This window comes from Streptomyces sp. GbtcB7 (assembly GCF_019091445.1).
Lineage (GTDB): Bacteria > Actinomycetota > Actinomycetes > Streptomycetales > Streptomycetaceae > Streptomyces > Streptomyces mirabilis.
On record NZ_JAGXJM010000003.1, the window covers coordinates 133964 to 159325 of the forward strand.

Below are 25362 nucleotides of genomic sequence, written 5' to 3' on the forward strand. Positions count from 1 at the left end.
CCCCGAAGGGGTACCGGGCCTCACCGTGCAGGCGTTGCTTACAGACCGACGGCCTTGCGCAGGGCCTCCACGCGGTCCGTGCGCTCCCACGTGAAGTCGGGCAGTTCGCGGCCGAAGTGGCCGTAGGCGGCCGTCTGGGAGTAGATCGGGCGCAGCAGGTCGAGGTCGCGGATGATGGCCGCCGGGCGGAGGTCGAAGACCTCGGCGATGGCGGTCTCGATCTTCTCGGCGTCGACCTTGGCGGTGCCGAAGGTCTCGACGAAGAGACCGACGGGCTCGGCCTTGCCGATGGCGTAGGCGACCTGGACCTCGCAGCGGGAGGCGAGGCCCGCGGCGACGACGTTCTTGGCGACCCAGCGCATGGCGTAGGCGGCGGAGCGGTCGACCTTGGACGGGTCCTTGCCGGAGAAGGCGCCGCCGCCGTGGCGGGCCATGCCGCCGTACGTGTCGATGATGATCTTGCGGCCGGTGAGGCCGGCGTCGCCCATCGGGCCGCCGATCTCGAAGCGGCCGGTCGGGTTCACCAGGAGGCGGTAGCCCTCGGTCTCCAGCTTGATGCCGTCGTCGAGGAGAGCCTTGAGCTCCGGCTCGACCACGAACTCGCGGATGTCGGGAGCGAGGAGGGAGTCGAGGTCGATGTCCGACGCGTGCTGCGAGGAGACGACGACCGTGTCCAGGCGGACCGCCTTGTCGCCGTCGTACTCGATGGTGACCTGGGTCTTGCCGTCGGGGCGCAGGTACGGGATGGTCCCGTTCTTGCGGACCTCGGACAGCCTGCGCGAGAGCTTGTGCGCGAGGTGGATCGGGAGCGGCATCAGGTTCGGGGTCTCGTCCGTCGCGTACCCGAACATCAGGCCCTGGTCGCCCGCGCCCTGCTTGTCGAGCTCGTCCTCGTCGCCCTCGACCCGGTTCTCGTACGCCGTGTCGACACCCTGCGCGATGTCGGGCGACTGCGAGCCGATCGACACCGAGACACCACAGGAAGCTCCGTCGAAGCCCTTCTTCGACGAGTCGTAACCGATCTCCAGGATCTTGTCGCGGACCAGCTGGGCGATCGGCGCGTACGCCTTGGTCGTTACCTCGCCGGCCACGTGCACCAGGCCGGTCGTGATCAGCGTCTCCACGGCGACCCGGGACGTCGGGTCCTCGCGCAGAAGAGCATCGAGAATGGTGTCGCTGATCTGGTCAGCGATCTTGTCGGGGTGACCCTCGGTCACGGACTCCGAGGTGAACAGGCGACGGGACACAACGCTCCCTGTGGTTGCAGCGGCTGCTGGCTGATCATTGGTGGACGGGACGAGAGCTGCGCTCGGCGTCGTCCGAGAACAGTTTATCGGTCGCACTCACCCACAGGCCCCCCTGTCTCGCTTCTCGGAAGCCCTGTGACCTGCGGCACGGGCATTCTGCGCCATGCCGATCGTTCTCCACCAGGGTCCCCACGGGCGATTTCACGCTGATGGACGCGGCGGCTGGGGTTAATGAGACATTCACACCAGGCGGCGTCTCACCAGGTCCCACACCATCTCGGCCAAAGCCTCCTTGGGTCCGTACGGCACCGGGGTCTCACTGCCGTCGACCCCCAGCACCACGGCCTCGTTCTCCTCGGCACCGAAGGTCTTGCGCTCCCCCACCTCGTTCACGACGAGAAGATCGCACCCCTTGCGCGCCAGCTTCGTACGACCGTTGGCGAGGACGTCGTCCGTCTCGGCGGCGAAACCGACGACCACCTGGCCGGGGCGGGGACGGTCCGCCGAGATCTCCGCGAGGATGTCCGGATTGCGGACCAGAACGATCGGCTCCGGTTCCTGGTCGTCCTTCTTCTTGATCTTCCCGGCCGCATAGGCGGCCGGGCGGAAGTCCGCCACCGCCGCCGCCATCACCACGGCGTCGGCGTCCGAGGCCGCCTTGAGGACCGCCTCGCGCAGCTGCACGGCCGTCCCGACCTGCACCACGTCCACGCCCGCCGGGTCCGGCAGTCCGGTGTTCGCGGCGATCAGCGTGACCCGGGCGCCCCGCGCGGCCGCCGTGCGCGCCAGGGCGTACCCCTGCTTGCCGGAGGAGCGGTTGCCGAGGAAGCGGACGGGGTCGAGGGGCTCACGGGTACCGCCGGCGCTGACGACGACGTGGCGGCCCGCCAGATCGGGCTCGGTCACACCGCGGGCGAGCACCCGGCGGCAGACCTCGAAGATCTCCGCGGGCTCGGGCAGCCGCCCCTTGCCGGTGTCGACACCGGTCAGGCGCCCCACCGCGGGCTCGATGACGACGGCGCCGCGGCGGCGCAGCGTCGCCACGTTCTCCTGGGTGGCCGGGTGCTCCCACATCTCGGTGTGCATGGCGGGCGCGAAGACGACCGGGCAGCGGGCCGTGAGCAGGGTGTTGGTGAGGAGGTCGTCGGCCAGGCCGTGGGCGGCCTTGGCGAGCATGTCGGCCGTCGCGGGGGCCACCACCACCAGGTCCGCGTGCTGTCCGATGCGGACGTGCGGGACCTCGTGGACGTCCGACCAGACCTCGGTGGAGACGGGGTGGCCGGAGAGCGCGGACCAGGTGGCGGCGCCGACGAAGTGCAGCGCGGAGGCGGTGGGGACGACGCGAACGTCGTGGCCCGACTCCGTCAGCCTGCGCAGCAGCTCACAGGCCTTGTACGCGGCGATGCCACCGCTGACCCCCAGCACGACCTTGGGCTTGTCCACCGTCTCTCCCCGAGCTCGGAAACGTACGACTCCATGACACACCACAGGCCCGGCGGTCGCGCCGCCGGGCCTGGGATGAGCGATTGAACGACTACTGCGCGGGGCCCTCGACGGCCTCGGACGTCAGCAGACCCGCATTGATCTCGCGCAGGGCGATCGACAGCGGCTTCTCGTGGACGTGGGTGTCGACGAGCGGACCGACGTACTCGAGGAGGCCCTCGCCGAGCTGCGAGTAGTACGCGTTGATCTGACGGGCGCGCTTGGCCGCGTAGATCACGAGGCTGTACTTCGAGTCGGTGGCCTCGAGGAGCTCGTCGATCGGAGGGTTGATGATGCCCTCGGGAGCGGTAATGGAAGAGGACACGCTCTGCCTTCCGAAAGGTGGAAATGACCTAAAAGTGACCTGAAAGATCAAACAACTTCTACCAAGGCTAGCAGCTCACGCGCCACGTCCTCGACGGAGGTGTTGACCAGGGTGACATCGAACTCCGGCTCGGCCGCCAGTTCGATCTTGGCCGCCTCCAGGCGGCGCTCGATCACCTCGGGCGGTTCGGTGCCCCGTCCGGTGAGCCTGCGCACCAGCTCGTCCCAGGAGGGCGGAGCCAGGAACACGAGCAGGGCCTCCGACATGGACTCGCGGACCTGCCGTGCACCCTGGAGGTCGATCTCCAGGAGGACGGGCACACCCGACTCCAGGTGCTCCAGGACGGCGGCACGCGGCGTCCCGTAGCGGTTGCCGGCGAATTCGGCCCACTCCAGCAGCTCGCCGTTGGCGATCAGCTTGTCCATCTCCTCGTCGGAGACGAAGAAGTAGTGGACTCCATGCTTCTCACCGGGGCGCGGCTTGCGGGTCGTCGCCGACACCGAGAGCCAGACCTCGGGGTGTTCCTTGCGCATATGGGCGACGACCGTGCTCTTGCCGACCCCAGAGGGGCCGGAGAGCACGGTCAGCCGCGGACGTTCACTCATGCAGCGATTATTCCAGCAATCCCGGTGTGCCCAGGACTCAGGCGCCGGAGCCGCCGAACTCACGCTCCAGAGAAGCGATCTGGTTCGAGCCGAGGCCGCGTACGCGGCGGCTCTCGGAGATACCGAGTCGCTCCATGATCTGCTTGGCGCGGACCTTGCCCACGCCCGGCAGGGACTCCAGGAGAGCGGAGACCTTCATCTTGCCGATGACGTCGTTCTCCTGACCCTGCTTGATGACCTCGTGAAGGGAGGCGCCGGAGTGCTTGAGTCGATTCTTGACCTCGGCCCGCTCCCGGCGAGCCGCGGCGGCCTTTTCGAGCGCGGCTGCGCGCTGTTCAGGGGTAAGGGGCGGAAGAGCCACGCCTACGTCACCTCGGATGTCGAACTGTCGGATACGGACCGGTGAGGAACCTAGTCGCCCCACACCTGGGGAGCTACGAGCAACACGCTTGCCCGTTCTCCCCCACTGCCTTGAAAGTGTGGGAGGTGGCCCCACTCGACGGAGACTAGCGGGCAAGTGCGCCGGAGTCAGCGAGAACAGCGGAAAAGTCCTGGTCAGCCTCCCTGGAGCCGGACATTTACGACATACTGCCCCGGATTTGAGGATGTATTCAGACTCGCGGCGTTCCGAAGGCACTCATCGGAGGACTCCCGAACGGCTGTCGGAGGACTCAGGCGGCCGTCACAGCGGCTCTGATCTCCTCCGCGAAGCGCTCGGCGGACGCACGCAGCGCGACCACGTCGGGACCGTGACGAAGAACACCCCGGCTCACGTTCGGCACGACATTGCGCACCGCCGCCCCGAAGACGCCCGCCAGATCGGCCGCCGTGGCTCCCTGAGCGCCGATGCCGGGCGCCAGGAGCGGTCCGTTGATGTCCAGGTCGTAGGAGGAGAGATCGCCCAGCGTGGCGCCGACGACCGCGCCGAAGGACCCCAGGGGTGTCTCTCCCGCGTTCTCGGCGGCGAGGTGGGCCAGCATGGTCGCTCCGACGTTACGGCCGTCCCCGCGGACCGCGTGCTGCACCTCGCCACCCTCCGGGTTCGAGGTGAGCGCGAGGACGAAGAGCCCGGCCCCGCTCTCCCGCGCCAGGTCCACCGCGGGCTTGAGCGAGCCGTAGCCCAGATACGGCGACACGGTCAGCGCGTCCGAGAAGAGCGGCGCGTCCTTGCGCAGGAAGGTCTCCGCGTACGCGGCCATGGTCGAGCCGATGTCGCCGCGCTTGGCGTCCATCACGACCAGCGCCCCGGCCGCCCGCGCCTCCTCGACCGACTTCTCCAGGACGGCGATGCCCCGCGACCCGAACCGCTCGAAGAACGCGCTCTGCGGCTTGAGGACCGCGACCCGCTCGGCCAGCGCCTCGACGACGGTGCGGCTGAACCGCTCCAGGCCCGCGATGTCGTCGTTCAGGCCCCAGTCGGTGAGCAGCGAGGCGTGCGGGTCGATCCCGACGCACAGCGGGCCGCGCTCGTCCATGGCACGGCGAAGACGTGCGCCAAAGGGTTCCAGGCTCATGCGGACTTCCTCACGTCGGCGCCGACCGCGTCGGCGAGGGTGGCGTACGGGCTGGTACGGAGGCGGGCGGCGAGCCCCTTGTGGATCGCCCGGCCCCAGAAGGGGCCCTCGTAGATGAACGCGCTGTACCCCTGGACCAGCGTGGCGCCGGCCAGGATGCGCTGCCAGGCGTCCTCGGCGTTCTCGATGCCACCGACGCCCACCAGGGTGATCCGGTCGCCCACGCGCGCGTAGAGGCGGCGCAGCACCTCCAGGGAGCGTGCCTTCAGCGGCGCGCCCGAGAGTCCGCCGGTCTCCTCGACGAGCGAGGGTTCGGACTTCAAACCGAGTCCTTCGCGCGCGATGGTGGTGTTCGTGGCGATGATCCCGTCCAGGCCGAGCTCGACGGCGAGGTCGGCGACCGCGTCCACGTCCTCGTCGGCGAGGTCGGGCGCGATCTTGACGAGCAGCGGCACACGCCGGTCGGTGACCGCGCGGTCGGCGGCCTCGCGGACGGCGCTCAGCAGCGGCCGCAGTGCCTCGGTGGCCTGGAGGTTGCGCAGGCCGGGCGTGTTCGGCGAGCTCACGTTCACCACGAGGTAGTCCGCGTGCCGGGCGAGCCGCTCGGTCGACTTCACGTAGTCGCCGACGGCCTCCTCCTCGGGGACGACCTTGGTCTTGCCGATGTTGACGCCCACGACGGTCCTGAAGACGGGCGTACGGGCCCCCAGGCGCTCGCTGACGGCCACGGAGCCCTCGTTGTTGAACCCCATGCGGTTGATCAGCGCCCGGTCCGGCACAAGGCGGAACAGCCGCTTCTTGGGATTGCCCGGCTGCGGCTCCCCGGTGACCGTGCCGATCTCGATGTGGTCGAAGCCGAGCATCGACATCCCGTCGATCGCGACGGCGTTCTTGTCGAAGCCCGCCGCGAGTCCGAAGGGACCGTGCATCCGCAGGCCGAACGCCTCGGTCCGCAGCTCCTTGTGGCGGGGCGCGAGCGCGGCGGCGACGAACGTACGCAATACGGGGATACGGGCGGCGAGCCGGATCCAGCGGAAGGCGAGGTGGTGGGCCTGCTCGGGGTCCATCCGCTTGAAGACCAGGCGGAAGAAAAGCTTGTACATGTCTCAGTGTCCTCTTGAAGCTCTCGGTGTCCTCGTGAAGCCTCATGAGCCTCATGAAGAGGGGGACACCGTTTCCGGTGTCCCCCTCAGGGCTTCTAGTCGCGGGCCGCTGTCAGATGTTCGGCGTGTTCCTGGAGTGAGCGCACGCCCACGTCGCCGTGGTTGAGCGCGTCGATGCCCTGGACGGCGGCGGCGAGTGCCTGGACGGTCGTCAGGCAGGGCACGGAGCGTGCGACCGCGGCCGTACGGATCTCGTAGCCGTCGAGGCGGCCACCGGTGCCGTACGGCGTGTTGACGATGAGGTCGACCTCGCCGTCGTGGATCAGCTGGACGATGGTCCGCTCGCCGTTCGGTCCTGTGCCCTCGGACTGCTTGCGCACGACTGTCGCGTTGATGCCGTTGCGCTTGAGCACCTCGGCTGTGCCGGAGGTGGCCAGCAGCTCGAAGCCGTGCGCGACCAGCTCGCGCGCCGGGAAGATCATCGAGCGCTTGTCGCGGTTGGCGACCGAGATGAAGGCGCGGCCCTTGGTCGGCAGCGGACCGTAGGCGCCCGCCTGGGACTTGGCGTACGCCGTGCCGAAGACGGAGTCGATGCCCATGACCTCACCGGTGGAGCGCATCTCCGGGCCGAGGACGGTGTCGACGCCGCGTCCGTGGATGTCGCGGAAGCGCGACCACGGCATGACGGCCTCCTTGACGGAGATCGGCGCGTCGAGCGGCAGCTCGCCGCCGTCTCCGTGCGCGGGGAGCAGCCCCTCCGCCCGCAGTTCGGCGACGGTCGCGCCCAGCGAGATCCGGGCGGCGGCCTTCGCCAGCGGCACCGCGGTCGCCTTCGAGGTGAAGGGGACCGTGCGCGAGGCTCGCGGGTTGGCTTCGAGGACGTACAGGATGTCGCCCGCCATCGCGAACTGGATGTTGATCAGGCCACGGACCCCGACACCCTTCGCGATGGCCTCCGTGGAGGCCCGCAGCCGCTTGATGTCGAAGCCGCCCAGCGTGATCGGCGGCAGCGCGCACGCCGAGTCGCCGGAGTGGATGCCGGCCTCCTCGATGTGCTCCATCACGCCGCCGAGGTACAGCTCCTCGCCGTCGTACAGCGCGTCCACGTCGATCTCGATCGCGTCGTCGAGGAAGCGGTCGACGAGGACCGGCCGGGAGGGGCTGATCTCGGTGGACTCGGCGATGTAGGACGACAGCCGGGTCTCGTCGTACACGATCTCCATGCCGCGCCCGCCGAGGACGTACGACGGCCGTACGAGGACCGGGTAGCCGATCTCGTCCGCGATGGCCTTGGCCTCGGCGAAGGTGGTGGCGGTGCCGTGCTTGGGGGCCGGGAGACCGGCCTCCGCGAGGACGCGTCCGAAGGCGCCGCGGTCCTCGGCGGCGTGGATCGCCTCGGGGGACGTACCGACGACCGGCACGCCGTTGTCCTTGAGCGCCTGGGCCAGGCCCAGCGGGGTCTGGCCGCCGAGCTGGACGATCACACCGGCGATCGGGCCGGCCAGCGACTCCGCGTGGACGATCTCCAGCACGTCCTCGAGCGTCAGCGGCTCGAAGTACAGACGGTCGGAGGTGTCGTAGTCCGTGGAGACGGTCTCGGGGTTGCAGTTGACCATCACGGTCTCGTAGCCCGCGTCGCTGAGCGCGAAGGAGGCGTGGACGCAGGAGTAGTCGAACTCGATGCCCTGGCCGATGCGGTTCGGACCGGAACCCAGGATGATCACCGCGGGCTTCTCGCGCGACGCGACCTCCGTCTCCTCGTCGTACGAGGAGTAGAAGTACGGCGTCTTCGCCGCGAACTCGGCGGCGCAGGTGTCGACCGTCTTGTACACCGGGCGCACACCCAGCGCGTGCCGCACCTCGCGCACCACGTCCTCGCGCAGCCCGCGGATCTCGGCGATCTGGGCGTCGGAGAAGCCGTGCCGCTTGGCCTCGGCGAGCAGCTCGGGGTCGAGCTTGTCGGCGGCGCCCAGCTCGTCCGCGATCTCCTTGATCAGGAAGAGCTGGTCGACGAACCACGGGTCGATCTTCGTCGACTCGAAGACCTCCTCGGGCGTGGCGCCCGCGCGGATCGCCTGCATGACGGAGTTGATCCGGCCGTCGGTGGGCCGCACGGCCTCTTCCAAGAGAAGAGCCTTGTCACCGGGCTCGCCGACGAACGTGAACTGGCTGCCCTTCTTCTCCAGCGACCGCAGCGCCTTCTGCAGCGCCTCGGTGAAGTTGCGGCCGATCGCCATGGCCTCGCCGACCGACTTCATGGTGGTCGTCAGGGTGGAGTCGGCGGACGGGAACTTCTCGAAGGCGAAGCGCGGGGCCTTCACGACCACGTAGTCGAGCGTCGGCTCGAAGGAGGCCGGGGTCTTCTCCGTGATGTCGTTCGGGATCTCGTCGAGCGTGTAGCCGACGGCGAGCTTGGCCGCGATCTTGGCGATCGGGAAGCCGGTGGCCTTGGAGGCGAGCGCCGAGGACCGCGAGACGCGCGGGTTCATCTCGATGACGATGATGCGGCCGTCGACGGGGTTGACCGCGAACTGGATGTTGCAGCCGCCGGTGTCGACGCCGACCTCGCGGATGATCGCGATGCCGATGTCGCGCAGTCGCTGGTACTCGCGGTCGGTCAGCGTCATCGCCGGGGCGACCGTGATGGAGTCGCCGGTGTGGACGCCCATGGGATCGAAGTTCTCGATGGAGCAGACGACCACGACGTTGTCGTTCTTGTCGCGCATCAGCTCCAGCTCGTACTCCTTCCAGCCGAGGATGGACTCCTCCAGGAGCACCTCGGTGGTCGGGGAGAGCGTGAGGCCCTGACCGGCGATCCGGCGCAGCTCCTCCTCGTCGTGGGCGAAGCCGGAGCCGGCGCCGCCCATGGTGAAGGAGGGCCGGACGACGACGGGGTAGCCGCCGAGCGTCTCGACGCCCGCGAGCACGTCGTCCATGGAGTGGCAGATCACGGACCGGGCGGACTCGCCGTGCCCGATCTTCGCGCGGACGGCCTCGACGACGCCCTTGAAGAGGTCGCGGTCCTCGCCCTTGTTGATCGCCTCGACGTTGGCGCCGATCAGCTCGACGCCGTACTTCTCCAGCACACCCTGCTCGTGCATGGAGATCGCGGTGTTGAGGGCCGTCTGGCCGCCGAGCGTCGGCAGCAGGACGTCCGGGCGCTCCTTGGCGATGATCTTCTCGACGAACTCGGGGGTGATCGGCTCGACGTAGGTGGCGTCGGCGATCTCCGGGTCCGTCATGATCGTCGCCGGGTTGGAGTTGACCAGGATGACCCTCAGGCCCTCGGCGCGCAGGATGCGGCACGCCTGGGTGCCGGAGTAGTCGAACTCGGCGGCCTGGCCGATGACGATCGGGCCGGAGCCGATGACCAGGACGGACTGGATATCGGTGCGCTTAGGCACGCTGGCCCTCCATCAGGGAAACGAAGCGGTCGAACAGGTAGGCGGCGTCGTGCGGGCCGGCTGCCGCTTCGGGGTGGTACTGGACGCTGAAGGCCGGCTGGTCGAGGAGGTGGAGCCCCTCGACGACCTGGTCGTTCAGGCAGACGTGGGAGACCTCGGCGCGGCCGTAGGGGGTCTCGGAGACCTTGTCGAGCGGCGCGTCGACGGCGAAGCCGTGGTTGTGCGCGGTGACCTCGACCTTGCCGGTCGTACGGTCCTGGACCGGCTGGTTGATGCCGCGGTGGCCGTACTTCAGCTTGTACGTGCCGAAGCCGAGGGCGCGGCCCAGGATCTGGTTGCCGAAGCAGATGCCGAAGAGCGGGGTCCTGCGGGCGAGGACCTCCCGCATGACGGCGACGGGACCGTCGGCGGTGGCCGGGTCACCGGGGCCGTTGGAGAAGAAGACCCCGTCGGGGTTCACGGCGTACACGTCCTCGACCGTGGCCGTGGCGGGCAGCACGTGCACCTCGATGCCGCGCTCGGCCATGCGGTGCGGGGTCATGCCCTTGATGCCCAGGTCGACGGCGGCGACGGTGAACTTCTTCTCGCCGATGGCGGGGACGACGTACGTCTCCTTGGTGGCGACCTCGGCGGCGAGGTTCGCGCCCTTCATCTCGGGCGCCTGGCGCACCTCGGCGAGCATGGTGCCCTCGTCGGGCAGCGCGTTGCCGGAGAAGATGCCGACGCGCATGGCGCCGCGCTCACGCAGGTGACGGGTGAGGGCGCGGGTGTCGATACCGCTGATGCCGACGACACCCTGGCTGCGCAGTTCCTCGTCCAGCGAGCGCCGGGCGCGCCAGTTGGAGGGCACGCGCGCGGGGTCGCGGACGACGTAGCCGGCGACCCAGATCCGCTTCGACTCGGGGTCCTCGTCGTTGACACCGGTGTTGCCGACGTGCGGGGCGGTCATGACGACGACCTGGCGGTGGTACGACGGGTCGGTGAGGGTCTCCTGGTAGCCGGTCATCCCGGTGGAGAACACGGCCTCGCCGAAGGTCACCCCCGCGGCCCCGTAGGCGCGGCCGCGGAAGGTCCGGCCGTCCTCCAGGACGAGTACGGCGGGAGCTGCCTTGTGCCTCTGCGAGGCGGCTCCCTGGTTGGAGGTCGTCATCGTGCGCCTTCCGTCTTGGTGCTCATGTTGATCATGTTGTTCAGGGTGTCGACCCACTCGGTGTGCTCGGCCGCGCGGTCGGAGCGGAACCCGGAGTCGATCAGCTTGTCGCCGTGCGCCCAGGTGACGACGAGCAGACCGCCCTCACTGAGGACCTTCCCGGCGATGCCCTTGCCGAGCAGGGTCTCGCGCAGTGCCTCGGCCGGGATGAAGAAGTCGGTGGCGCCGGGGCGTACGACGTCCAGTCCCGCGTCCGTCAGCGTGAGCTCGACCCGGCTTCGAGTGCCCAGGCCGTGCGCCACGATGCGGTCCAGCCACTGCCCGGCGGTGGTGGAGCCGTGGTAGCGGCCGCTCATGCTCAGTTTCACCGGGCCGGGGTCTTCCGGCGCGGTGGGCAGCTCCGGCAGGTCACTCTGAAGGGTGCCGCGCCACTTCCAGCCCTCGCGCATCAGCCAGTAGACGAGGGCGACGAACAGGACGAGGCCGACGAGCCAGCCGATCCGGGCGGCCCAGTCGGTCACTTCGGCCGACTTCTGTTCGGCAGCCATGGAGGCGGCCATCGGGATGAGAGGTGTCACGCGAGCTTCCCGTCGACGAGGGTGGCCTTGCCCCGCAGCCAGGTGTGCGTGACCCGGCCCGGCAGCTCACGGCCCTCGTAGGGAGTGTTGCGGCTGCGCGAGGCGAAGCCCGCGGGGTCCACGGCCCCACGGTATGCCGTGTCGACGAGCGTGAGGTTGGCGGGCTCACCTGCCGAGACGGGACGGCCGTGGCCCGCGGCCTGCCCGATCCGGGCGGGCTTGAAGGACATGCGGTCGGCGACGCCGGCCCAGTCCAGCAGCCCGGTCTCCACCATCGTCTGCTGGACGACGGAGAGCGCGGTCTCGAGCCCCACCATGCCCATGGCGGCGGCGGCCCACTCGCAGTCCTTGTCCTCGTGCGGGTGCGGCGCGTGGTCGGTGGCGACGATGTCGATCGTGCCGTCGGCGAGCGCCTCGCGCAGCGCCGTCACGTCGCGCTCGGTGCGCAGCGGCGGGTTGACCTTGTAGACCGGGTCGTACGTGCGGACCAGCTCGTCGGTGAGGAGGAGATGGTGCGGGGTGACCTCGGCGGTGACGTCGATGCCGCGGGACTTGGCCCAGCGCACGATCTCGACGCTGCCGGCGGTCGACAGGTGGCAGATGTGGACGCGCGAGCCGACGTGCTCGGCGAGCAGGACATCCCGGGCGATGATCGATTCTTCGGCCACCGCGGGCCAGCCCCCGAGCCCCAGCTCGGCGGAGACGACGCCCTCGTTCATCTGGGCGCCCTCGGTGAGGCGGGGCTCCTGCGCGTGCTGCGCGACCACACCGCCGAAGGCCTTCACGTACTCCAGGGCCCGGCGCATGATCACCGCGTCGTCCACGCACTTGCCGTCGTCCGAGAAGACCGTGACGCCGGCCGCGGACTCGTGCATCGCGCCCAGCTCGGCGAGCTTCTTGCCCTCCAGGCCGACCGTGACGGCGCCGATGGGCTGCACGTCGCAGTAGCCGTGCTCCTGGCCGAGCCGGTAGACCTGCTCGACCACACCGGCGGTGTCGGCGACCGGGAAGGTGTTGGCCATGGCGAACACGGCGGTGTAGCCGCCGCTCGCCGCCGCGCGCGTACCGGTCAGGACGGTCTCGGAGTCCTCACGACCGGGCTCCCGCAGATGGGTGTGCAGGTCGACGAGGCCCGGCAGGAGGACCTTGCCGTCGGCCTCGACGACCTCGGCGCCCTCGTCCGGGAGACCGGTACCGACCGCCTCGATCACGGCACCGTCGATCAGTACGTCCTGCGGCTCGCCCCCGAGCACCTTCGCACCACGGATCAGGATCTTGCTCATGTTCTTACTTCTCCTCGGTACGGGTGTGGGTGACGGCGGGCTCGTTGCCGCCCAGGAGCAGGTAGAGCACGGCCATGCGGATCGAGACGCCGTTCGCGACCTGCTCGACGACGGTGCAGCGATCGGAGTCGGCGACCTCGGCGGTGATCTCCATGCCGCGGACCATCGGGCCGGGGTGCATCACGATGGCGTGCTCGGGCATCTTCGCCATGCGGTCGCCGTCGAGGCCGTAGCGCCGCGAGTACTCGCGCTCGGTCGGGAAGAACGCCGCGTTCATCCGCTCGCGCTGGACGCGCAGCATCATCACCGCGTCGGACTTGGAGAGGGTCCTGTCGAGGTCGTAGGAGATCTCGCAGGGCCAGGACTCCACGCCGACCGGCACCAGGGTGGGCGGGGCGACGAGGGTGACCTCGGCGCCGAGGGTGTGCAGCAGGTCGACGTTGGAGCGGGCGACCCGGCTGTGCAGGATGTCGCCGACGATCGTGATGCGCTTGCCGGACAGGTCCCGGCCGATCCCGGCGTCGCGGCCGACCAGGCGGCGGCGCATGGTGAAGGCGTCGAGCAGGGCCTGTGTGGGGTGCTGGTGGGTGCCGTCACCCGCGTTGATGACGGCGGCGTCGATCCAGCCGGAGGTGGCGAGCCGGTACGGGGCTCCGGAGGCGCCGTGCCGGATGACGACGGCGTCGACGCCCATGGCCTCGAGGGTCTGGGCGGTGTCCTTCAGGGACTCCCCCTTGGACACCGAGGACCCCTTGGCGGTGAAGTTGATGACGTCCGCGGAGAGGCGCTTCTCGGCGGCCTCGAAGGAGATCCGGGTACGGGTCGAGTCCTCGAAGAAGAGGTTGACGACGGTCCGGCCGCGCAGGGTCGGCAGCTTTTTGATCGGCCGGTCGGCGACCCGGGCCATCTCCTCGGCGGTGTCGAGGATCAGGACGGCGTCGTCGCGGGTGAGGTCGGCGGCCGAGATGAGATGACGCTGCATCTGTCAGGCTCCGTAAGGCAGTTCAGGAGAATTCGGGCAGGCGGGCGCGCGAGGAGCGCACTCGGGGGCGTACGGCGGTGGCGTACTCCGGAGTGCTACTGCTGTGCGTCCGGGGAGGTCCGCTTCGCACCGAGCAGCACGGTGTCGCGACCGTCCTCCTCGGCGAGCTGGACCTTGACCGTCTCCCGCAACGACGTGGGGAGGTTCTTGCCGACGTAGTCGGCGCGGATGGGCAGTTCACGGTGGCCGCGGTCGACGAGGACCGCGAGCTGCACGGCGCGCGGCCGGCCCATGTCGTTCAGCGCGTCGAGCGCGGCGCGGATGGTGCGGCCGGAGAAGAGCACGTCGTCGACGAGGACGACCAGGCGGCCGTCGATGCCGTCACCGGGGATCTCGGTGCGGGCCAGCGCACGCGGCGGGTGCATGCGCAGGTCGTCGCGGTACATGGTGATGTCGAGCGAGCCGACCGGGATCTTGCGATCGGTGATCTCTTCGAGCTTGTCGGCCAGTCTGCGGGCCAGGAAGACGCCCCGGGTCGGAATGCCGAGGAGCACCACGTCGTCGGCACCCTTGGCGCGTTCGACGATCTCGTGGGCGATGCGGGTCAGCACCCGCGCGATGTCGGGGGCTTCCAGAACGGGCCGCGCATCGGCTTCGTACTGCTGTTTGTCCTGCTCGGTGTCCATACGAAACGGACCTCCTTCTCCGCCTCACGGGACGGATCATTAAAGGACGTCGGATTTGCGCCATCCACGGTACCAGCCCGGCAACGCGCCTGATCACCACCCCGTGGGCCACCGCCGGTGACTCCCGCGCGAAGGTCGGTCCGGACCATTCGGCTTGACGGGGGAGAGTAACGCTGCGTAACCTCACAGTGAGTCACCAGAGTCACCAGCCGCGCGGCGGAGCCGCACGTTGATACAGCGTCCGGGGAGCTATATGTCCAGCGAATACGCCAAACAGCTCGGGGCCAAGCTCCGGGCCATCCGCACCCAGCAGGGCCTTTCCCTCCACGGAGTCGAGGAGAAGTCACAGGGACGCTGGAAGGCGGTCGTGGTCGGGTCGTACGAGCGCGGCGACCGCGCCGTCACCGTGCAGCGCCTCGCCGAACTGGCGGATTTTTACGGGGTTCCCGTGCAGGAGCTGCTGCCCGGCACCACTCCTGGCGGAGCCGCCGAGCCGCCGCCGAAGCTCGTCCTCGACCTGGAGCGGCTGGCCCACGTGCCGGCCGAGAAGGCGGGTCCGCTGCAGCGCTACGCCGCGACGATCCAGTCCCAGCGCGGTGACTACAACGGCAAGGTGCTGTCGATCCGCCAGGACGACCTGCGCACCCTCGCCGTCATCTACGACCAGTCGCCCTCGGTCCTCACCGAGCAGCTGATCAGCTGGGGCGTGCTGGACGCGGACGCGCGCCGCGCCGTCGCCCACGACGAGGGCTGATCCCTTCGAGGAGTTCAGCAGAAACGTGCCGCCGGGGTGGCCGGAACCATGTGTTCCGGCCACCCCGGCGGCTTTGTGCGGGCCTCCGGAGCCCGATGGGTACGGGAACGCCGGAGGGCCCGCAGCGGACGTGCTGCGGGCCCCCCGGCGTTTTCGTACGTCGTCTACGGGCGCGTACGGACCACCGGCGCCGTACGCGCTAGGTCCTGTCGTCGAATTCCCGTCGTCCGCCCGGAGGGCGGGCCCTGCGGCGTCAGGTGCGTGCTCTCGGCGTGCCGGGCACAGGCCCTCGTACTGGATGTACTTGGGTCTGTGCCCGGTGCGGCGAAGGGGGTCCCTCCCTGTTCGAGCGAAGCCGAGAACTTGGGGGCGCGTGCATGGCGTCGCGGGGCAGACGGGAATTCGACGACAGGGCCTAGGCCTCGTCGCGGCGCAGCGACGGCTTCAGGTCCTTCAGACGGCCCAGCAGGCCGTTCACGAACGAGGGCGACTCGTCCGTGGAGAACTCCTTCGCCAACTGCACCGCCTCGTCGAGGACCACGGCGTCGGGGGTCCCGTCGACCCAGATCAGCTCGTAGGCGCCGAGGCGCAGGATGTTGCGGTCGACGACCGGCATCCTGTCCAGCGTCCAGTCGACGGCGTATGTCGCGATGAGCTCGTCGATCCGCTTCGCCTTGGTGGCGTAGCCCTCGACCAGCTCCATCGTGTACTCGCTGACCGGCGGCTGCCGGGTGTCGGTCCGGGAATGCCGGATCCAGTCCGCGAGGACCGTCAGGACGTCCACGCCGCGCTGGTCGCCCTCGAAGAGGATCTGGAAGGCGCGCTTGCGGGCCGTGTTGCGGGCAGCCACGGTTAGCTGTTCACCCGGCCGAGGTAGTCGCTCGTGCGGGTGTCGACCTTGATCTTCTCACCGGTGGTGATGAAGAGGGGGACCTGGATCTGGTGACCGGTCTCCAGGGTGGCGGGCTTGGTGCCGCCGGTGGAGCGGTCGCCCTGGACACCCGGCTCGGTCTCCTGGATGACGAGCTCGACGGCGGCCGGCAGCTCGACGAAGAGCACCTCGCCCTCGTGCTGCGCCACGGTGGCGGTGAAGCCCTCGATCAGGAAGTTGGCGGCGTCGCCGACGGACTTGCGGTCGACCATCAGCTGGTCGTACGTGTCCATGTCCATGAAGACGAAGTACTCGCCGTCCATGTACGAGAACTGCATGTCGCGCTTGTCGATCGTGGCCGTCTCGACCTTGACGCCGGCGTTGAACGTCTTGTCGACGACCTTGCCGGAGAGCACGTTCTTCAGCTTGGTGCGCACGAAGGCCGGGCCCTTGCCGGGCTTGACGTGCTGGAACTCGACGACGGACCAGAGCTGGCCTCCGTCGAGCTTGAGCACCAGGCCGTTCTTGAGGTCGTTCGTGGAAGCCACGGTTGCGGAATCTCCTGGACTGACGTGGACGACCCCGGGACACGCGCGTAGCGATTGGCTACAGCGCGAGCAGTTCCTTGGTCGTGATGGTGAGTAGCTCGGGTCCGCCGTCCGCCTCGGGGCGTACGACGAGCGTGTCATCGATCCTGACACCGCCCCGGCCCGGGAGGTGGACCCCCGGTTCGACGGTGACCGGCACGCAAGTGTCCAGTTTACCCATGGCCGCGGGGGCCAGCTGCGGGTCCTCGTCGATTTCGAGCCCCACACCGTGCCCGATCAGTGCAGGAAGGCCTTCCGTGTGGCCCGCGGAGTCGAGCACCTGGCGTGCGGCCCGGTCCACGTCACGGTAGGCGGCGCCGGGTACCAGCGCCTCGCGTCCGGCCCGCTGGGCGGCGAAGACGAGGTCGTACAACTCGATCTGCCAGTCGGCGGGCGACGTGCCGATCACAAAGGTACGGCCGATTTCACAGCGGTATCCGCGGTAGGTCGCGCCGAGGCAGACGGAAAGGAAATCTCCCTCCTCGACGCGCCGGTCGCTGGGCCGGTGCCCGCGCCGCCCGGAGTTCGGGCCGGTGCCGACGGAGGTCGCGAAGGCGGGGCCGTCGGCACCGTGGTCGACGAGCCGGCGCTCCAGCTCCAGCGCGAGATGCCGCTCGGTGCGGCCGACGAGGATCGATTCGAGGAGCTCCCCGAGAGCCTGGTCGGCGATCTCGGCGCCGATCCGCAGACAGGAGATCTCCTCCTCGTCCTTGATCACCCGCAGCTGCTCCACCGCACCGCCCAGGTCGGCGAGGCGCAGCCCGGGTGCCACCGAGCCGATGGCCCGATGCCGGGCCACGGTGAGGTGGTGCTCCTCGACCGCCAGGGAGTCGGCGCCCTGGGCGATGGCTGCTTCGGCGGCGGCCACCGCCGCGTCGCTCCCGGCGCGCGGCAGCACCTGCACGCGCAGCGCCTCGTCGGGACGCCCCTCGTCGGCCTCGCCGCTCGGCGGAGCGCCGCAGAGCAGCAGGTCCTCACTGCTGCCCAGCAGGAGGACGGCACCGCGCGGGGCCGCGCCCGCGAGGTACCTCACGTTGGCCGGGCGGGTGACGAGCGCCGTCGCGCTGCCGCCCGCCGCACAGCGCTCCCGAAGCCGCTCGCGTCGCGCCGCGTACACCTCTGACATAAATCGAGCCTACGAGCGTCGACGCGATGTCGCCGTTCCAGCGGGGCCGGATGGGCGGTAGGCGGTCGACGGTGAGACGGAGGCACCGCGGGCGGGGGCCAGGGGGCTGGTTCCGCGACCGCGATCAACGGGGCCCGACAGGCGGCGCGACCCGACTCGCGGGGCGCCGCCCCAGGGGGCCGGCACGTCGGAGGCACATACCCCGGCGATAATCCTGGGGCCGTCGGCCGCGCTGCGCCGCCGGAGGCCGGCGCGCGCCGCGCCATGGCCTTCCAGACATCGGCGGGGGGGGCGACACCAAGGACGTGGCACCCCCGACGGGGTCGCCGAAGACGCTGTGCCGCCGGCCGCCCAACGCTCCTCCACCGACGCCGTGTCGCCGACGGGCTACCGCCGGTGCCGCGGGGCTACCACTGCGGTGGGCTCGCGATGGAGCGGGCCAGGACCTCGTCCAGGACGCGGGCCGTGGACGGGACGTCGAGCTGGGAGTTGTCGATGATGGGGAGCCCTGAGCCGTACCAGCCGGCCATCCGGCCGTGGATACGGGCGACTTCCTCGTCGGTCAGGCGGCGGTTTCCGGAGCGCTCGGCGTTGCGCTCCAGGACTATCTCCAGGCCCGGCAACAACACCACCGGCAGCAACCCCGGCCCGACGTGTCGCTTCCAGCCGCCGAGGCCGACGACCGGACGGTCCGGGAAGACCGCGTCGTCGAGGATGCAGGAGATGCCGTTCGCCAGGAAGTTCCGCGCGGCGAAGCCGCAGGTGCGGCGGGCCAGGCGGTACTGCGCCTCCGAATGGTCGTTCCACCCCGACTGCGGATCGGCGAAGCCCGAGCGCACCCATTCCCGTACGTCGTCGAGGCTGATGTGGGCGGTCGGCACCCGGCGGTGGTCCGCCCAGTACTTGGCGACGCTCGTCTTGCCCGCACCCGCGGGCCCGATGAGCAGCACGGCCAGGGTGGTCGCCGCGGGGTCGGGGGCTCCCGGGGCGCTGGGCATGGCGACCGGGCCGCCCGGGGGCAACTGCACATGACCCGTCGTGTCGGGGATGGGCGCTGCGGGGGCGTGCTGCGGGGGCGCGGGATGCGGCAGGTGCGAGGGGGGCGCCGGATGTCCCGGCGGCGGACCGGTGAAGCCGGGGGCGGGTGGGCTCGTGGGCGCCGGACCGGCGGGTCCGCCCGGGTGTCCCGGGTGCTGTGCGGCCGGCGACCAGCCGGCGGCGGGTCCTTGCCCCGGCTGGTGGGGCGGCGGCAGCGGAGCCCCCACTGCGTGCTGCATCCGGTGCCACTCCGTCTCGTGAATCTTTTCGCCCATTCGCTCGCGGCAGGCGATTTGACGCCGACGAGCGGAGCCTCCCGCTCGGTACCGAACGGTACCTTCCCCGGCCGTCGTTGTGTGAACGGCCGGGGAAGCTGGGGAGTGCCCATGAGCGGAGGGCAAACAGGGCCAAGTAGGGGCCCGTTGGGAGCTACTCCCCCACTTCGCCGTAAGCGGCGAGGAGCACCGCCGGGTCGGGGCCCTCCAGGACGGTCGGCTTGGCCAGCCCGTCGAGGACGATGAAGCGCAGCAGGTTGCCGCGGGACTTCTTGTCGACCTTCATGTTCTCCAGCAGCTTGGGCCACTGGTCGTAGCGGTAGCTGAGCGGGAGGCCGACGGACTCCAGGATCGTGCGGTGGCGGTCGGCGGTCGCGTCGTCCAGCCGACCCGCCAGTCGGCCCAGTTCGGCGGCGAAGTGCATGCCGACGGAGACGGCCGCGCCGTGCCGCCACTTGTAGCGCTCGTTCTTCTCGATGGCGTGCGCGAGGGTGTGGCCGTAGTTGAGGATCTCGCGGAGCCCCGACTCCTTGAGGTCGCCGGAGACGACCTCGGCCTTCACCTTGATGGAGCGCTCGATGAGCTCGGCGGTGTGCGGGCCCGCGGGCGTCCGTGCCGCCTCGGGGTCGGACTCGATGAGCTCCAGGATCACCGGGTCGGCGATGAAGCCGGCCTTGATGATCTCCGCGAGCCCGGAGACGAAGTCGTTGACCGGCAGCGAGTCGAGCGCGGCCAGGTCGCAGAGCACGCCCGCGGGCGGGTGGAAGGAGCCGACGAGGTTCTTGCCCTCGGCGGTGTTGATGCCGGTCTTGCCGCCGACCGCCGCGTCCACCATGCCGAGCACGGTGGTGGGAACGGCGATCCACCGCACCCCGCGCAGCCAGGTCGCCGCCACGAACCCGGCGAGGTCGGTGGTGGCGCCGCCGCCCACGCCGACGATGACGTCGGTGCGGGTGAAGCCGGACTGGCCGAGCGCCTTCCAGCAGTAGGCGGCGACCTCCGCGGTCTTGGCCTCCTCCGCGTTGGGCACCTGGATGGCGACGGCCTCGAAGCCCTGTCCGGCCAGGTCGGCGCGGAGCGCGTCCCCGGTATCGGCGAGGGCCTCGGGGTGGATGATCGCGACCCGCTGGGCTCTGTCGCCGATCAACGCGCCCAGTTCACCGAGGAGTTGACGGCCCACCAGGACCTCGTACGGGTCGGTGCCCGCGGTGCCGCCGACCTGGATACGCGTCACTGCCTCGCTCATGCTTCCTTCAACTCCAGTGCGTCGAGGACGGCTTGGGCGACCTCTTCGGGGGTGCGGCCGTCGGTGGGCACGACCGCGCGGGCGACTTCGGTGTACAGGTGGCGGCGGGCCTCCATCAGCTCGCGCCACTGTCGGCGCGGGTTGACGGCGAGCAGCGGACGGGCCGCGTTCAGGCCGGTGCGCTGGACCGCCTCCTCGACGTCCATGGAGAGGTAGACGACCCGGTGTCCGGCGAGCAGCGCGCGGGTGTCGGCGTCGAGGATCGAGCCGCCGCCCAGCGCCAGTACCCCGTCGTGCTCGGCCAGCGCCTTGTGCACGGCGCTCTTCTCGATGGCGCGGAAGACCGGCTCGCCCTCGTCGACGAAGATGTCGGCGATGGTGCGGCCCTGCTCGGCCACGATGTCGTCGTCCGTGTCGCGGTAGGCGCAGCCGAGCCGGGCCGCGACCAGCGCGCCGACGGTGGACTTGCCGACGCCCATCGGCCCGACGAGGACGACCAGTGGTCCAGCGGTCACCGCACGACCAGGTTCTCGAGGTAGGACTCGACGTTGCGCCGCGTCTCGGGCACGCTGTCGCCGCCGAATTTCTCGGCCACCGCGTCCGCGAGGACGAGGGCGACCATGGCCTCGGCGACGATTCCGGCGGCCGGGACCGCGCAGACGTCGGAGCGCTGGTGGTGGGCCTTGGCGGCCTCGCCGGTCGCCACGTCGATCGTGGCCAGCGCGCGCGGCACGGTCGCGATCGGCTTCATCGCGGCGCGTACGCGCAGCAGCTCGCCGGTGGTCAGACCGCCCTCGGTGCCGCCGGAGCGGCCGGAGGTGCGACGGATGCCGTCCTCGGTGTGGACGATCTCGTCGTGGGCCTTGGAGCCGGGCACGCGGGCCAGTTCGAAGCCGTCGCCGACCTCGACACCCTTGATCGCCTGGATGCCCATGAGCGCGGCCGCGAGCCGGGCGTCGAGGCGCCGGTCCCAGTGCACGTGCGAGCCGAGGCCCACCGGCACGCCGTACGCGAGCACCTCGACGACGCCGCCGAGCGTGTCGCCGTCCTTGTGGGCCTGGTCGATCTCCGCGACCATCGCCTTCGACGTGTCGGCGTCGAGGCAGCGCACCGGGTCGGCGTCGAGCCTCTCGACGTCCGAGGGCTTGGGGTAGACGCCGTACGGGGCCTTCGCCGCGGCCAACTCGACGACGTGCGAGACGATCTCGATCCCGGCCGTCTCCTTCAGGTACGAACGGGCCACGGCGCCCAGCGCGACACGGGCCGCGGTCTCCCGGGCGGAGGCGCGCTCCAGGATCGGCCGGGCCTCGTCGAAGCCGTACTTCTGCATACCCGCGAGGTCGGCGTGGCCGGGCCGGGGCCGGGTCAGCGGGGCGTTGCGGGCCAGCTCGGCGAGGATCTCCGGGGCGACCGGGTCCGCCGCCATGACCTGCTCCCACTTGGGCCACTCGGTGTTGCCGACCATGACGGCCACCGGCGAGCCGAGGGTGAGACCGTGCCGGACACCGCCCAGGAAGGTGACCTCGTCGCGCTCGAACTTCATCCGGGCACCGCGTCCATAGCCCAGGCGCCGCCGGGCGAGGTGGTCCGCCACCATCTCCGTGGTGATCGGCACGCCGGCGGGAAGGCCCTCCAGCGTCGCGACAAGTGCGGGACCGTGGGACTCCCCCGCGGTCAGCCAGCGCAACCTGCTCAACGGTGCTCCTCATGCTCGCGCCCTGGTACTGCTGCTGCGTACACGCGTCCTCGTGTACGGCGACGGCGCGACCGGGTGCGCGGCCCGGGCCCGCCACCTCCGATCCTCCCACGTCCGGGCGCGGTGCCCCGCCGCAGGTCCATCAGGCGGGACGACGCCCGGGCCGCCGCGGCGGTGCTCAGCGGCTCGCGAGGGCCTGCTCGCCCGCCTTCCGCATGGCGTCGAGGGGCGCCGGGGCGCGTCCAGTCATCTGCTCAACCTGGAGCACCGCCTGGTGCACGAGCAGGTCGAGTCCGCTGACCACGGCGCCGCCGTAGCCGGACCAGCGGGCCGCGAGGTCGGTGGGCCACGGGTCGTACAGCACGTCGAAGAGCGTCGCGGGCCGTTCCGGGACCGCGGCGGACAGGGCGTCCGTCGTACCCGCAGGGGTGGTGGCGATCACGAGCGGGGCGCGCAGGGCCTGCGCGGCGTGCGCCCAGTCCTCCGTACGGACCTCCACGTCGAGCCGCTCGCCCCACTGCCGCATCTCGGCGGCCCGCTCCGCGCTGCGGACGTAGGCGACGACCTCGCCGGTGCAGATCCGGGCGAGCGCGGCCAGCGCGGAGGAGGCGGTGGCGCCCGCGCCGAGGATCGCGGCGGAGTCCACCTGCTCGATCCCGCGCTCGCGCAGCGCGGCGACCATCCCGGGGATGTCGGTGTTGTCGCCGACGCGACGGCCGTCCTCGGTGAACACGACCGTGTTGACTGCCTCGACCGAGGCCGCCGTCTCGCTCACCTCGTCGAGGAGCGGGATGACGGCCCGCTTGAGCGGCATGGTCAGCGACAGACCCGCCCACTCGGGACCGAGGTCCCCGAAGAAGCCCGGCAGCGCCTCCTCGTCGATCTCGAAACGGTCGTAGGACCAGTCGCCGAGTCCCAGCTCCCGGTACGCGGTGCGGTGCAGCACCGGGGAGAGGGAGTGGGCGATCGGGGAGCCGAGTACCGCGGCCCTTCGGGCGTCAGTTGCCCGAGCTCTCATTGAACTTGTCCTTGAGCTTCTGGAATTCCGCATAGGTCTTGGCGAATTCGGTGTTGCTCTGGCCGTCGGTCGCCACGAAATAGATCCAGCCGTCGCTGGTCGGGTTCAGCGTCGCCTTGATCGCGTCGTCACCGGGGTTGCCGATCGGTCCGGGCGGCAGACCCTTGCGCGTATAGGTGTTGTACGGGTCCTTGTTGCTGTTGATCTCGGACTCGCTGATGTGGATGTTGCTCTGGCCCTTCAGGTAATTGAAGGTCGAGTCGAACTGGAGCAGCCTGTTGGTCTCCGTGTTCGTCAACTTGAGGCGGTTGTAGACCACCTCGGCCATCTTGCGGAAGTCGTCGTGCGTCTTGCCCTCGGCCTGGACGAGGCTCGCGACCGTGACGACCTGGAGCGGGTCCTGCAGGTTCAGTTCCTTGGCCTTGGCCGTGAGGTTGTACGCCGCGTACTTCTCCTTGGCCTGCGTCACCATCTGCTTCAGGATCGCCTCGGGCTTCATGCCCTTGGCGGCGGGATAGGTCGCCGGGTAGAGGAATCCTTCCAGCGGATCCTTTATGTCCTTGCTGTCGTTCGCCCAGCTGGGAAGTCCGAAGGTCTTGTACTCCTTCTTGGCGATCTTCCCGGTGGTGCCGTCCGCGAGATCGAGCTTCTTGTCGATCGCCTGATAGACAACGACATTGCGCTGCCCAGGGGCGACGATCACGTTGTTCTGGCTCTTGGGATCGAGCATCAGCTTGACCGCGCTGGCAGCCGACATGCCCTTCCTCAGCACATACGCGCCCGCCTGGATGCTGTTCCCGTTGGGGTTGTTCTGCTGCGCGGACACGAAGGCGTCGATGCTCTTGACGACGCCGTTCTCCTTCAGCACCCGTGCGATCGCGAGGCCACCCGCGCCCTTGGGGATCTCGACCGTGACCTGGCCACTGCCTTCGCCCGCGAAGTCCGGAGCCGGGCCGAAACGATTTTGGTAGAACTGATACCCGAAATATCCGACACCGGCGATACCGCCGCCGAACACCATCACCACGACCAGGCAGGCGCAGCCACTGCGGCGCTTCTTGCCCTTGTCGCCCTTGCCGCCGCGGCCCTTCCGGTCGCCGCGGCCGGCCTTCGGATCGTCGTCGTCGAGGTCGTCATCGTCGTCGCCGCCCGCGAAGAAGGCGTGTTCGCCCTGATCGGGTCCCGGATCCCAGTCGATCTCCGGTTCGGGCTCGGCGCGGCGACGGGCGGGCGGCTCCGGCGGCGGATACGCGTCGGGAGTGCCGTAGAAGTCGGGCTGCTCACCGGTGTACCCGGCGGCCTGGTTCGCGTACGGATCGTTCGGGTCGGCGGCGTAGGTGACCTGGTGCTGCGTCCCGTTGTCCCAGCCACCGTCGTGGTACTGCTGCTGGTTCTGTCCGTTGTACTGCTGCTGACCCTGATCGACGTACTGCTGCTGCTCCTGGCCGGGGTACTGCTGCGGGTACTGCTGCTGCCCCTGACCGTGGAAGTGCTGCCGGCCCTGGTCGTGATACTGCTGCCCGTCCTGGCCCTCGTACTGCTGCTGGTTCTGGGCGCCGTACTGCTGCTCCTGGCCGTAGCCGCCCTGCTGGTCGGGGCTCCACTCGCCGTACTGGGACTGCTGCTGCGGCTGCTGCGGGTAGTGCTGCGGCTGGCCGCCGTAGGGGGACTGGCCGTCGGCGGCCTGTCCTCCCCATCCGCCGTCCCCGTACAACGGGTCCTCCGGATTCCACGGTTCGGAGCCTGCGCCCCGGCCATACTCAGTCATCGATCCCCTAGAGCCGCGAGGCGGTGGCTGCTGTCGCTGGTGGCTCGGCTCCCGTCCGCCTCTTCGCTGTGCGGTAGCTGTTCGAACACCACCACATCGCGCGGAACGTTACCGTATCGCGATCAGATGACCACTTCGACGCCCTCACCCGGTGCGTTCCCTGACGCCCGTTCGGACTCCAGAGCCTGCTGCAGGATGATGACGGCGGCCGCCTGATCGATGACGGACCTGCCCTTTTTGGACTTCACGCCCGACGCGCGTAGACCCTGACTGGCCGTCACTGTGGTCATCCTCTCGTCGAGGAGCCGGACGCCGACGGGCGCGATCGCCCGGGCCAGCTCCTGGGCGAAGGCGCGCACCTTCACGGCGGCGGGACCCTCGCCCCCCTTGAGGGAGCGAGGGAGCCCGACGACGACCTCGATCGGCTCGTACTCCTCGACGAGTTGCTTCAACCGGCGCTGAGCGGCCGGGACATCGCGCCCCGGCACGGTCTCGACCGGAGTCGCGAGGATCCCGTCGGGGTCGCACGAGGCGACCCCGATCCGGGCGTCCCCGACGTCGATCGCGAGCCGACGGCCGCGGCGCATGCCCCGGCCGTCCCCGCTCCGCTGCTGATCGTCCGTG

General features: G+C 70.0%; 24 protein-coding genes. 1 reads left to right on the forward strand and 23 read right to left on the reverse strand.

Annotated elements, in window-relative coordinates:
* Nucleotides 1-38: 38 nt before the first annotated feature.
* The 13 genes from metK to pyrR all read right to left on the reverse strand — a co-directional run bounded on the left by metK (nt 39) and on the right by pyrR (nt 14359).
* On the reverse strand, nt 39-1247 hold the full coding sequence (metK, locus tag KVT44_RS05900; protein ID WP_190173394.1) for a methionine adenosyltransferase: 1209 nt from the start codon (nt 1245-1247) through the stop codon (nt 39-41).
* 240 nt (nt 1248-1487) lie between these two features.
* The gene (gene coaBC, locus KVT44_RS05905; RefSeq protein WP_217566324.1) at nt 1488-2690 is read right to left on the reverse strand and encodes a bifunctional phosphopantothenoylcysteine decarboxylase/phosphopantothenate--cysteine ligase CoaBC; all 1203 of its coding nucleotides are present in this window, start codon (nt 2688-2690) and stop codon (nt 1488-1490) included.
* A gap of 91 nt (nt 2691-2781) precedes the next feature.
* Nucleotides 2782-3054, reverse strand: a complete 273-nt coding sequence (rpoZ, locus tag KVT44_RS05910) for a DNA-directed RNA polymerase subunit omega (RefSeq protein WP_003982715.1) — start codon at nt 3052-3054, stop codon at nt 2782-2784.
* Between the two features lie 47 nt (nt 3055-3101).
* Nucleotides 3102-3659: a guanylate kinase gene (gene gmk, locus KVT44_RS05915; RefSeq protein ID WP_054233983.1), complete on the reverse strand. Its 558-nt coding sequence runs from the start codon at nt 3657-3659 to the stop codon at nt 3102-3104.
* A gap of 37 nt (nt 3660-3696) precedes the next feature.
* The gene (locus KVT44_RS05920) at nt 3697-4020 is read right to left on the reverse strand and encodes an integration host factor (RefSeq protein ID WP_016638838.1); all 324 of its coding nucleotides are present in this window, start codon (nt 4018-4020) and stop codon (nt 3697-3699) included.
* Between the two features lie 310 nt (nt 4021-4330).
* A complete protein-coding gene (gene pyrF / locus KVT44_RS05925; protein WP_054233982.1) occupies nt 4331-5173 on the reverse strand; it encodes an orotidine-5'-phosphate decarboxylase in 843 nt (280 codons plus the stop codon).
* A complete protein-coding gene (locus KVT44_RS05930) occupies nt 5170-6276 on the reverse strand; it encodes a quinone-dependent dihydroorotate dehydrogenase (protein WP_217566325.1) in 1107 nt (368 codons plus the stop codon). Before KVT44_RS05930 ends, pyrF begins: the two co-directional genes overlap by 4 nt.
* Before the next feature lie 95 nt (nt 6277-6371).
* Nucleotides 6372-9680 (reverse strand): carbamoyl-phosphate synthase large subunit, encoded by a 3309-nt coding sequence (gene carB, locus KVT44_RS05935; RefSeq protein WP_099923785.1) that lies wholly within the window; start codon nt 9678-9680, stop codon nt 6372-6374.
* Nucleotides 9673-10830 carry a glutamine-hydrolyzing carbamoyl-phosphate synthase small subunit gene (gene carA / locus KVT44_RS05940; RefSeq protein ID WP_190173391.1) on the reverse strand — a complete coding sequence of 386 codons (1158 nt, stop codon included), beginning with the start codon at nt 10828-10830 and terminating at the stop codon, nt 9673-9675. Before carA ends, carB begins: the two co-directional genes overlap by 8 nt.
* Nucleotides 10827-11408, reverse strand: a complete 582-nt coding sequence (locus KVT44_RS05945; protein ID WP_217566326.1) for a hypothetical protein — start codon at nt 11406-11408, stop codon at nt 10827-10829. The genes carA and KVT44_RS05945 overlap by 4 nt, the downstream gene beginning before the upstream one ends.
* A complete protein-coding gene (locus tag KVT44_RS05950; RefSeq protein WP_075027544.1) occupies nt 11405-12691 on the reverse strand; it encodes a dihydroorotase in 1287 nt (428 codons plus the stop codon). Before KVT44_RS05950 ends, KVT44_RS05945 begins: the two co-directional genes overlap by 4 nt.
* Nucleotides 12692-12695: 4 nt before the next feature.
* Nucleotides 12696-13673: an aspartate carbamoyltransferase catalytic subunit gene (locus KVT44_RS05955; RefSeq protein ID WP_217566327.1), complete on the reverse strand. Its 978-nt coding sequence runs from the start codon at nt 13671-13673 to the stop codon at nt 12696-12698.
* A 95-nt stretch (nt 13674-13768) separates the two neighbouring features.
* Nucleotides 13769-14359 (reverse strand): bifunctional pyr operon transcriptional regulator/uracil phosphoribosyltransferase PyrR, encoded by a 591-nt coding sequence (gene pyrR / locus KVT44_RS05960; RefSeq protein ID WP_217566328.1) that lies wholly within the window; start codon nt 14357-14359, stop codon nt 13769-13771.
* 253 nt (nt 14360-14612) lie between these two features.
* Between pyrR and bldD the strand changes: the two genes are divergently transcribed.
* Nucleotides 14613-15113 (forward strand): transcriptional regulator BldD, encoded by a 501-nt coding sequence (gene bldD / locus KVT44_RS05965; RefSeq protein WP_037621142.1) that lies wholly within the window; start codon nt 14613-14615, stop codon nt 15111-15113.
* Between the two features lie 415 nt (nt 15114-15528).
* On the opposite strand, the gene nusB is transcribed toward bldD, so the two are convergent.
* From nusB to ruvX, 10 genes are all read right to left on the reverse strand, one after another.
* Nucleotides 15529-15963, reverse strand: a complete 435-nt coding sequence (nusB, locus tag KVT44_RS05970; RefSeq protein WP_067366002.1) for a transcription antitermination factor NusB — start codon at nt 15961-15963, stop codon at nt 15529-15531.
* Nucleotides 15964-15965: 2 nt separating this feature from the next.
* The gene (gene efp, locus KVT44_RS05975; RefSeq protein ID WP_010988257.1) at nt 15966-16532 is read right to left on the reverse strand and encodes an elongation factor P; all 567 of its coding nucleotides are present in this window, start codon (nt 16530-16532) and stop codon (nt 15966-15968) included.
* A gap of 58 nt (nt 16533-16590) precedes the next feature.
* Entirely contained in the window at nt 16591-17697 is a 1107-nt protein-coding gene (locus tag KVT44_RS05980; RefSeq protein WP_190169789.1) for an aminopeptidase P family protein, read from the reverse strand.
* A gap of 407 nt (nt 17698-18104) precedes the next feature.
* Nucleotides 18105-18974 (reverse strand): Pro-rich N-terminal domain-containing protein, encoded by an 870-nt coding sequence (locus KVT44_RS05985; RefSeq protein WP_217566329.1) that lies wholly within the window; start codon nt 18972-18974, stop codon nt 18105-18107.
* A gap of 190 nt (nt 18975-19164) precedes the next feature.
* A complete protein-coding gene (aroB, locus tag KVT44_RS05990; RefSeq protein WP_217566330.1) occupies nt 19165-20256 on the reverse strand; it encodes a 3-dehydroquinate synthase in 1092 nt (363 codons plus the stop codon).
* Nucleotides 20253-20771, reverse strand: a complete 519-nt coding sequence (locus KVT44_RS05995) for a shikimate kinase (protein ID WP_217566331.1) — start codon at nt 20769-20771, stop codon at nt 20253-20255. The genes aroB and KVT44_RS05995 overlap by 4 nt, the downstream gene beginning before the upstream one ends.
* Nucleotides 20768-21952, reverse strand: a complete 1185-nt coding sequence (gene aroC, locus KVT44_RS06000; RefSeq protein ID WP_075027550.1) for a chorismate synthase — start codon at nt 21950-21952, stop codon at nt 20768-20770. Before aroC ends, KVT44_RS05995 begins: the two co-directional genes overlap by 4 nt.
* 178 nt (nt 21953-22130) lie before the next feature.
* Nucleotides 22131-22970 (reverse strand): shikimate dehydrogenase, encoded by an 840-nt coding sequence (locus KVT44_RS06005; protein WP_217566332.1) that lies wholly within the window; start codon nt 22968-22970, stop codon nt 22131-22133.
* Nucleotides 22951-24738, reverse strand: coding sequence for an endolytic transglycosylase MltG (mltG, locus tag KVT44_RS06010; protein WP_217566333.1), 1788 nt, complete (start codon nt 24736-24738; stop codon nt 22951-22953). The genes KVT44_RS06005 and mltG overlap by 20 nt, the downstream gene beginning before the upstream one ends.
* Nucleotides 24739-24860: 122 nt before the next feature.
* The gene (gene ruvX / locus KVT44_RS06015) at nt 24861-25325 is read right to left on the reverse strand and encodes a Holliday junction resolvase RuvX (protein WP_054233989.1); all 465 of its coding nucleotides are present in this window, start codon (nt 25323-25325) and stop codon (nt 24861-24863) included.
* Nucleotides 25326-25362 lie beyond the last annotated feature (37 nt).

Bases quoted from the DNA above. Each gene is read 5' to 3' on its own strand.
- gmk (WP_054233983.1), bottom strand. From the start codon at position 3,659: ATGAGTGAACGTCCGCGGCTGACCGTGCTCTCCGGCCCCTCTGGGGTC.
- pyrF (WP_054233982.1), bottom strand. From the start codon at position 5,173: ATGAGCCTGGAACCCTTTGGCGCACGTCTTCGCCGTGCCATGGACGAG.
- KVT44_RS05930 (WP_217566325.1), bottom strand. From the start codon at position 6,276: ATGTACAAGCTTTTCTTCCGCCTGGTCTTCAAGCGGATGGACCCCGAG.
- carA (WP_190173391.1), bottom strand. From the start codon at position 10,830: ATGACGACCTCCAACCAGGGAGCCGCCTCGCAGAGGCACAAGGCAGCT.
- KVT44_RS05950 (WP_075027544.1), bottom strand. From the start codon at position 12,691: ATGAGCAAGATCCTGATCCGTGGTGCGAAGGTGCTCGGGGGCGAGCCG.
- KVT44_RS05955 (WP_217566327.1), bottom strand. From the start codon at position 13,673: ATGCAGCGTCATCTCATCTCGGCCGCCGACCTCACCCGCGACGACGCC.
- pyrR (WP_217566328.1), bottom strand. From the start codon at position 14,359: ATGGACACCGAGCAGGACAAACAGCAGTACGAAGCCGATGCGCGGCCC.
- bldD (WP_037621142.1), top strand. From the start codon at position 14,613: ATGTCCAGCGAATACGCCAAACAGCTCGGGGCCAAGCTCCGGGCCATC.
- KVT44_RS05980 (WP_190169789.1), bottom strand. From the start codon at position 17,697: ATGTCAGAGGTGTACGCGGCGCGACGCGAGCGGCTTCGGGAGCGCTGT.
- KVT44_RS05985 (WP_217566329.1), bottom strand. From the start codon at position 18,974: ATGCAGCACGCAGTGGGGGCTCCGCTGCCGCCGCCCCACCAGCCGGGG.
- aroB (WP_217566330.1), bottom strand. From the start codon at position 20,256: ATGAGCGAGGCAGTGACGCGTATCCAGGTCGGCGGCACCGCGGGCACC.
- KVT44_RS06005 (WP_217566332.1), bottom strand. From the start codon at position 22,970: ATGAGAGCTCGGGCAACTGACGCCCGAAGGGCCGCGGTACTCGGCTCC.
- mltG (WP_217566333.1), bottom strand. From the start codon at position 24,738: ATGACTGAGTATGGCCGGGGCGCAGGCTCCGAACCGTGGAATCCGGAG.
- ruvX (WP_054233989.1), bottom strand. From the start codon at position 25,325: ATGCGCCGCGGCCGTCGGCTCGCGATCGACGTCGGGGACGCCCGGATC.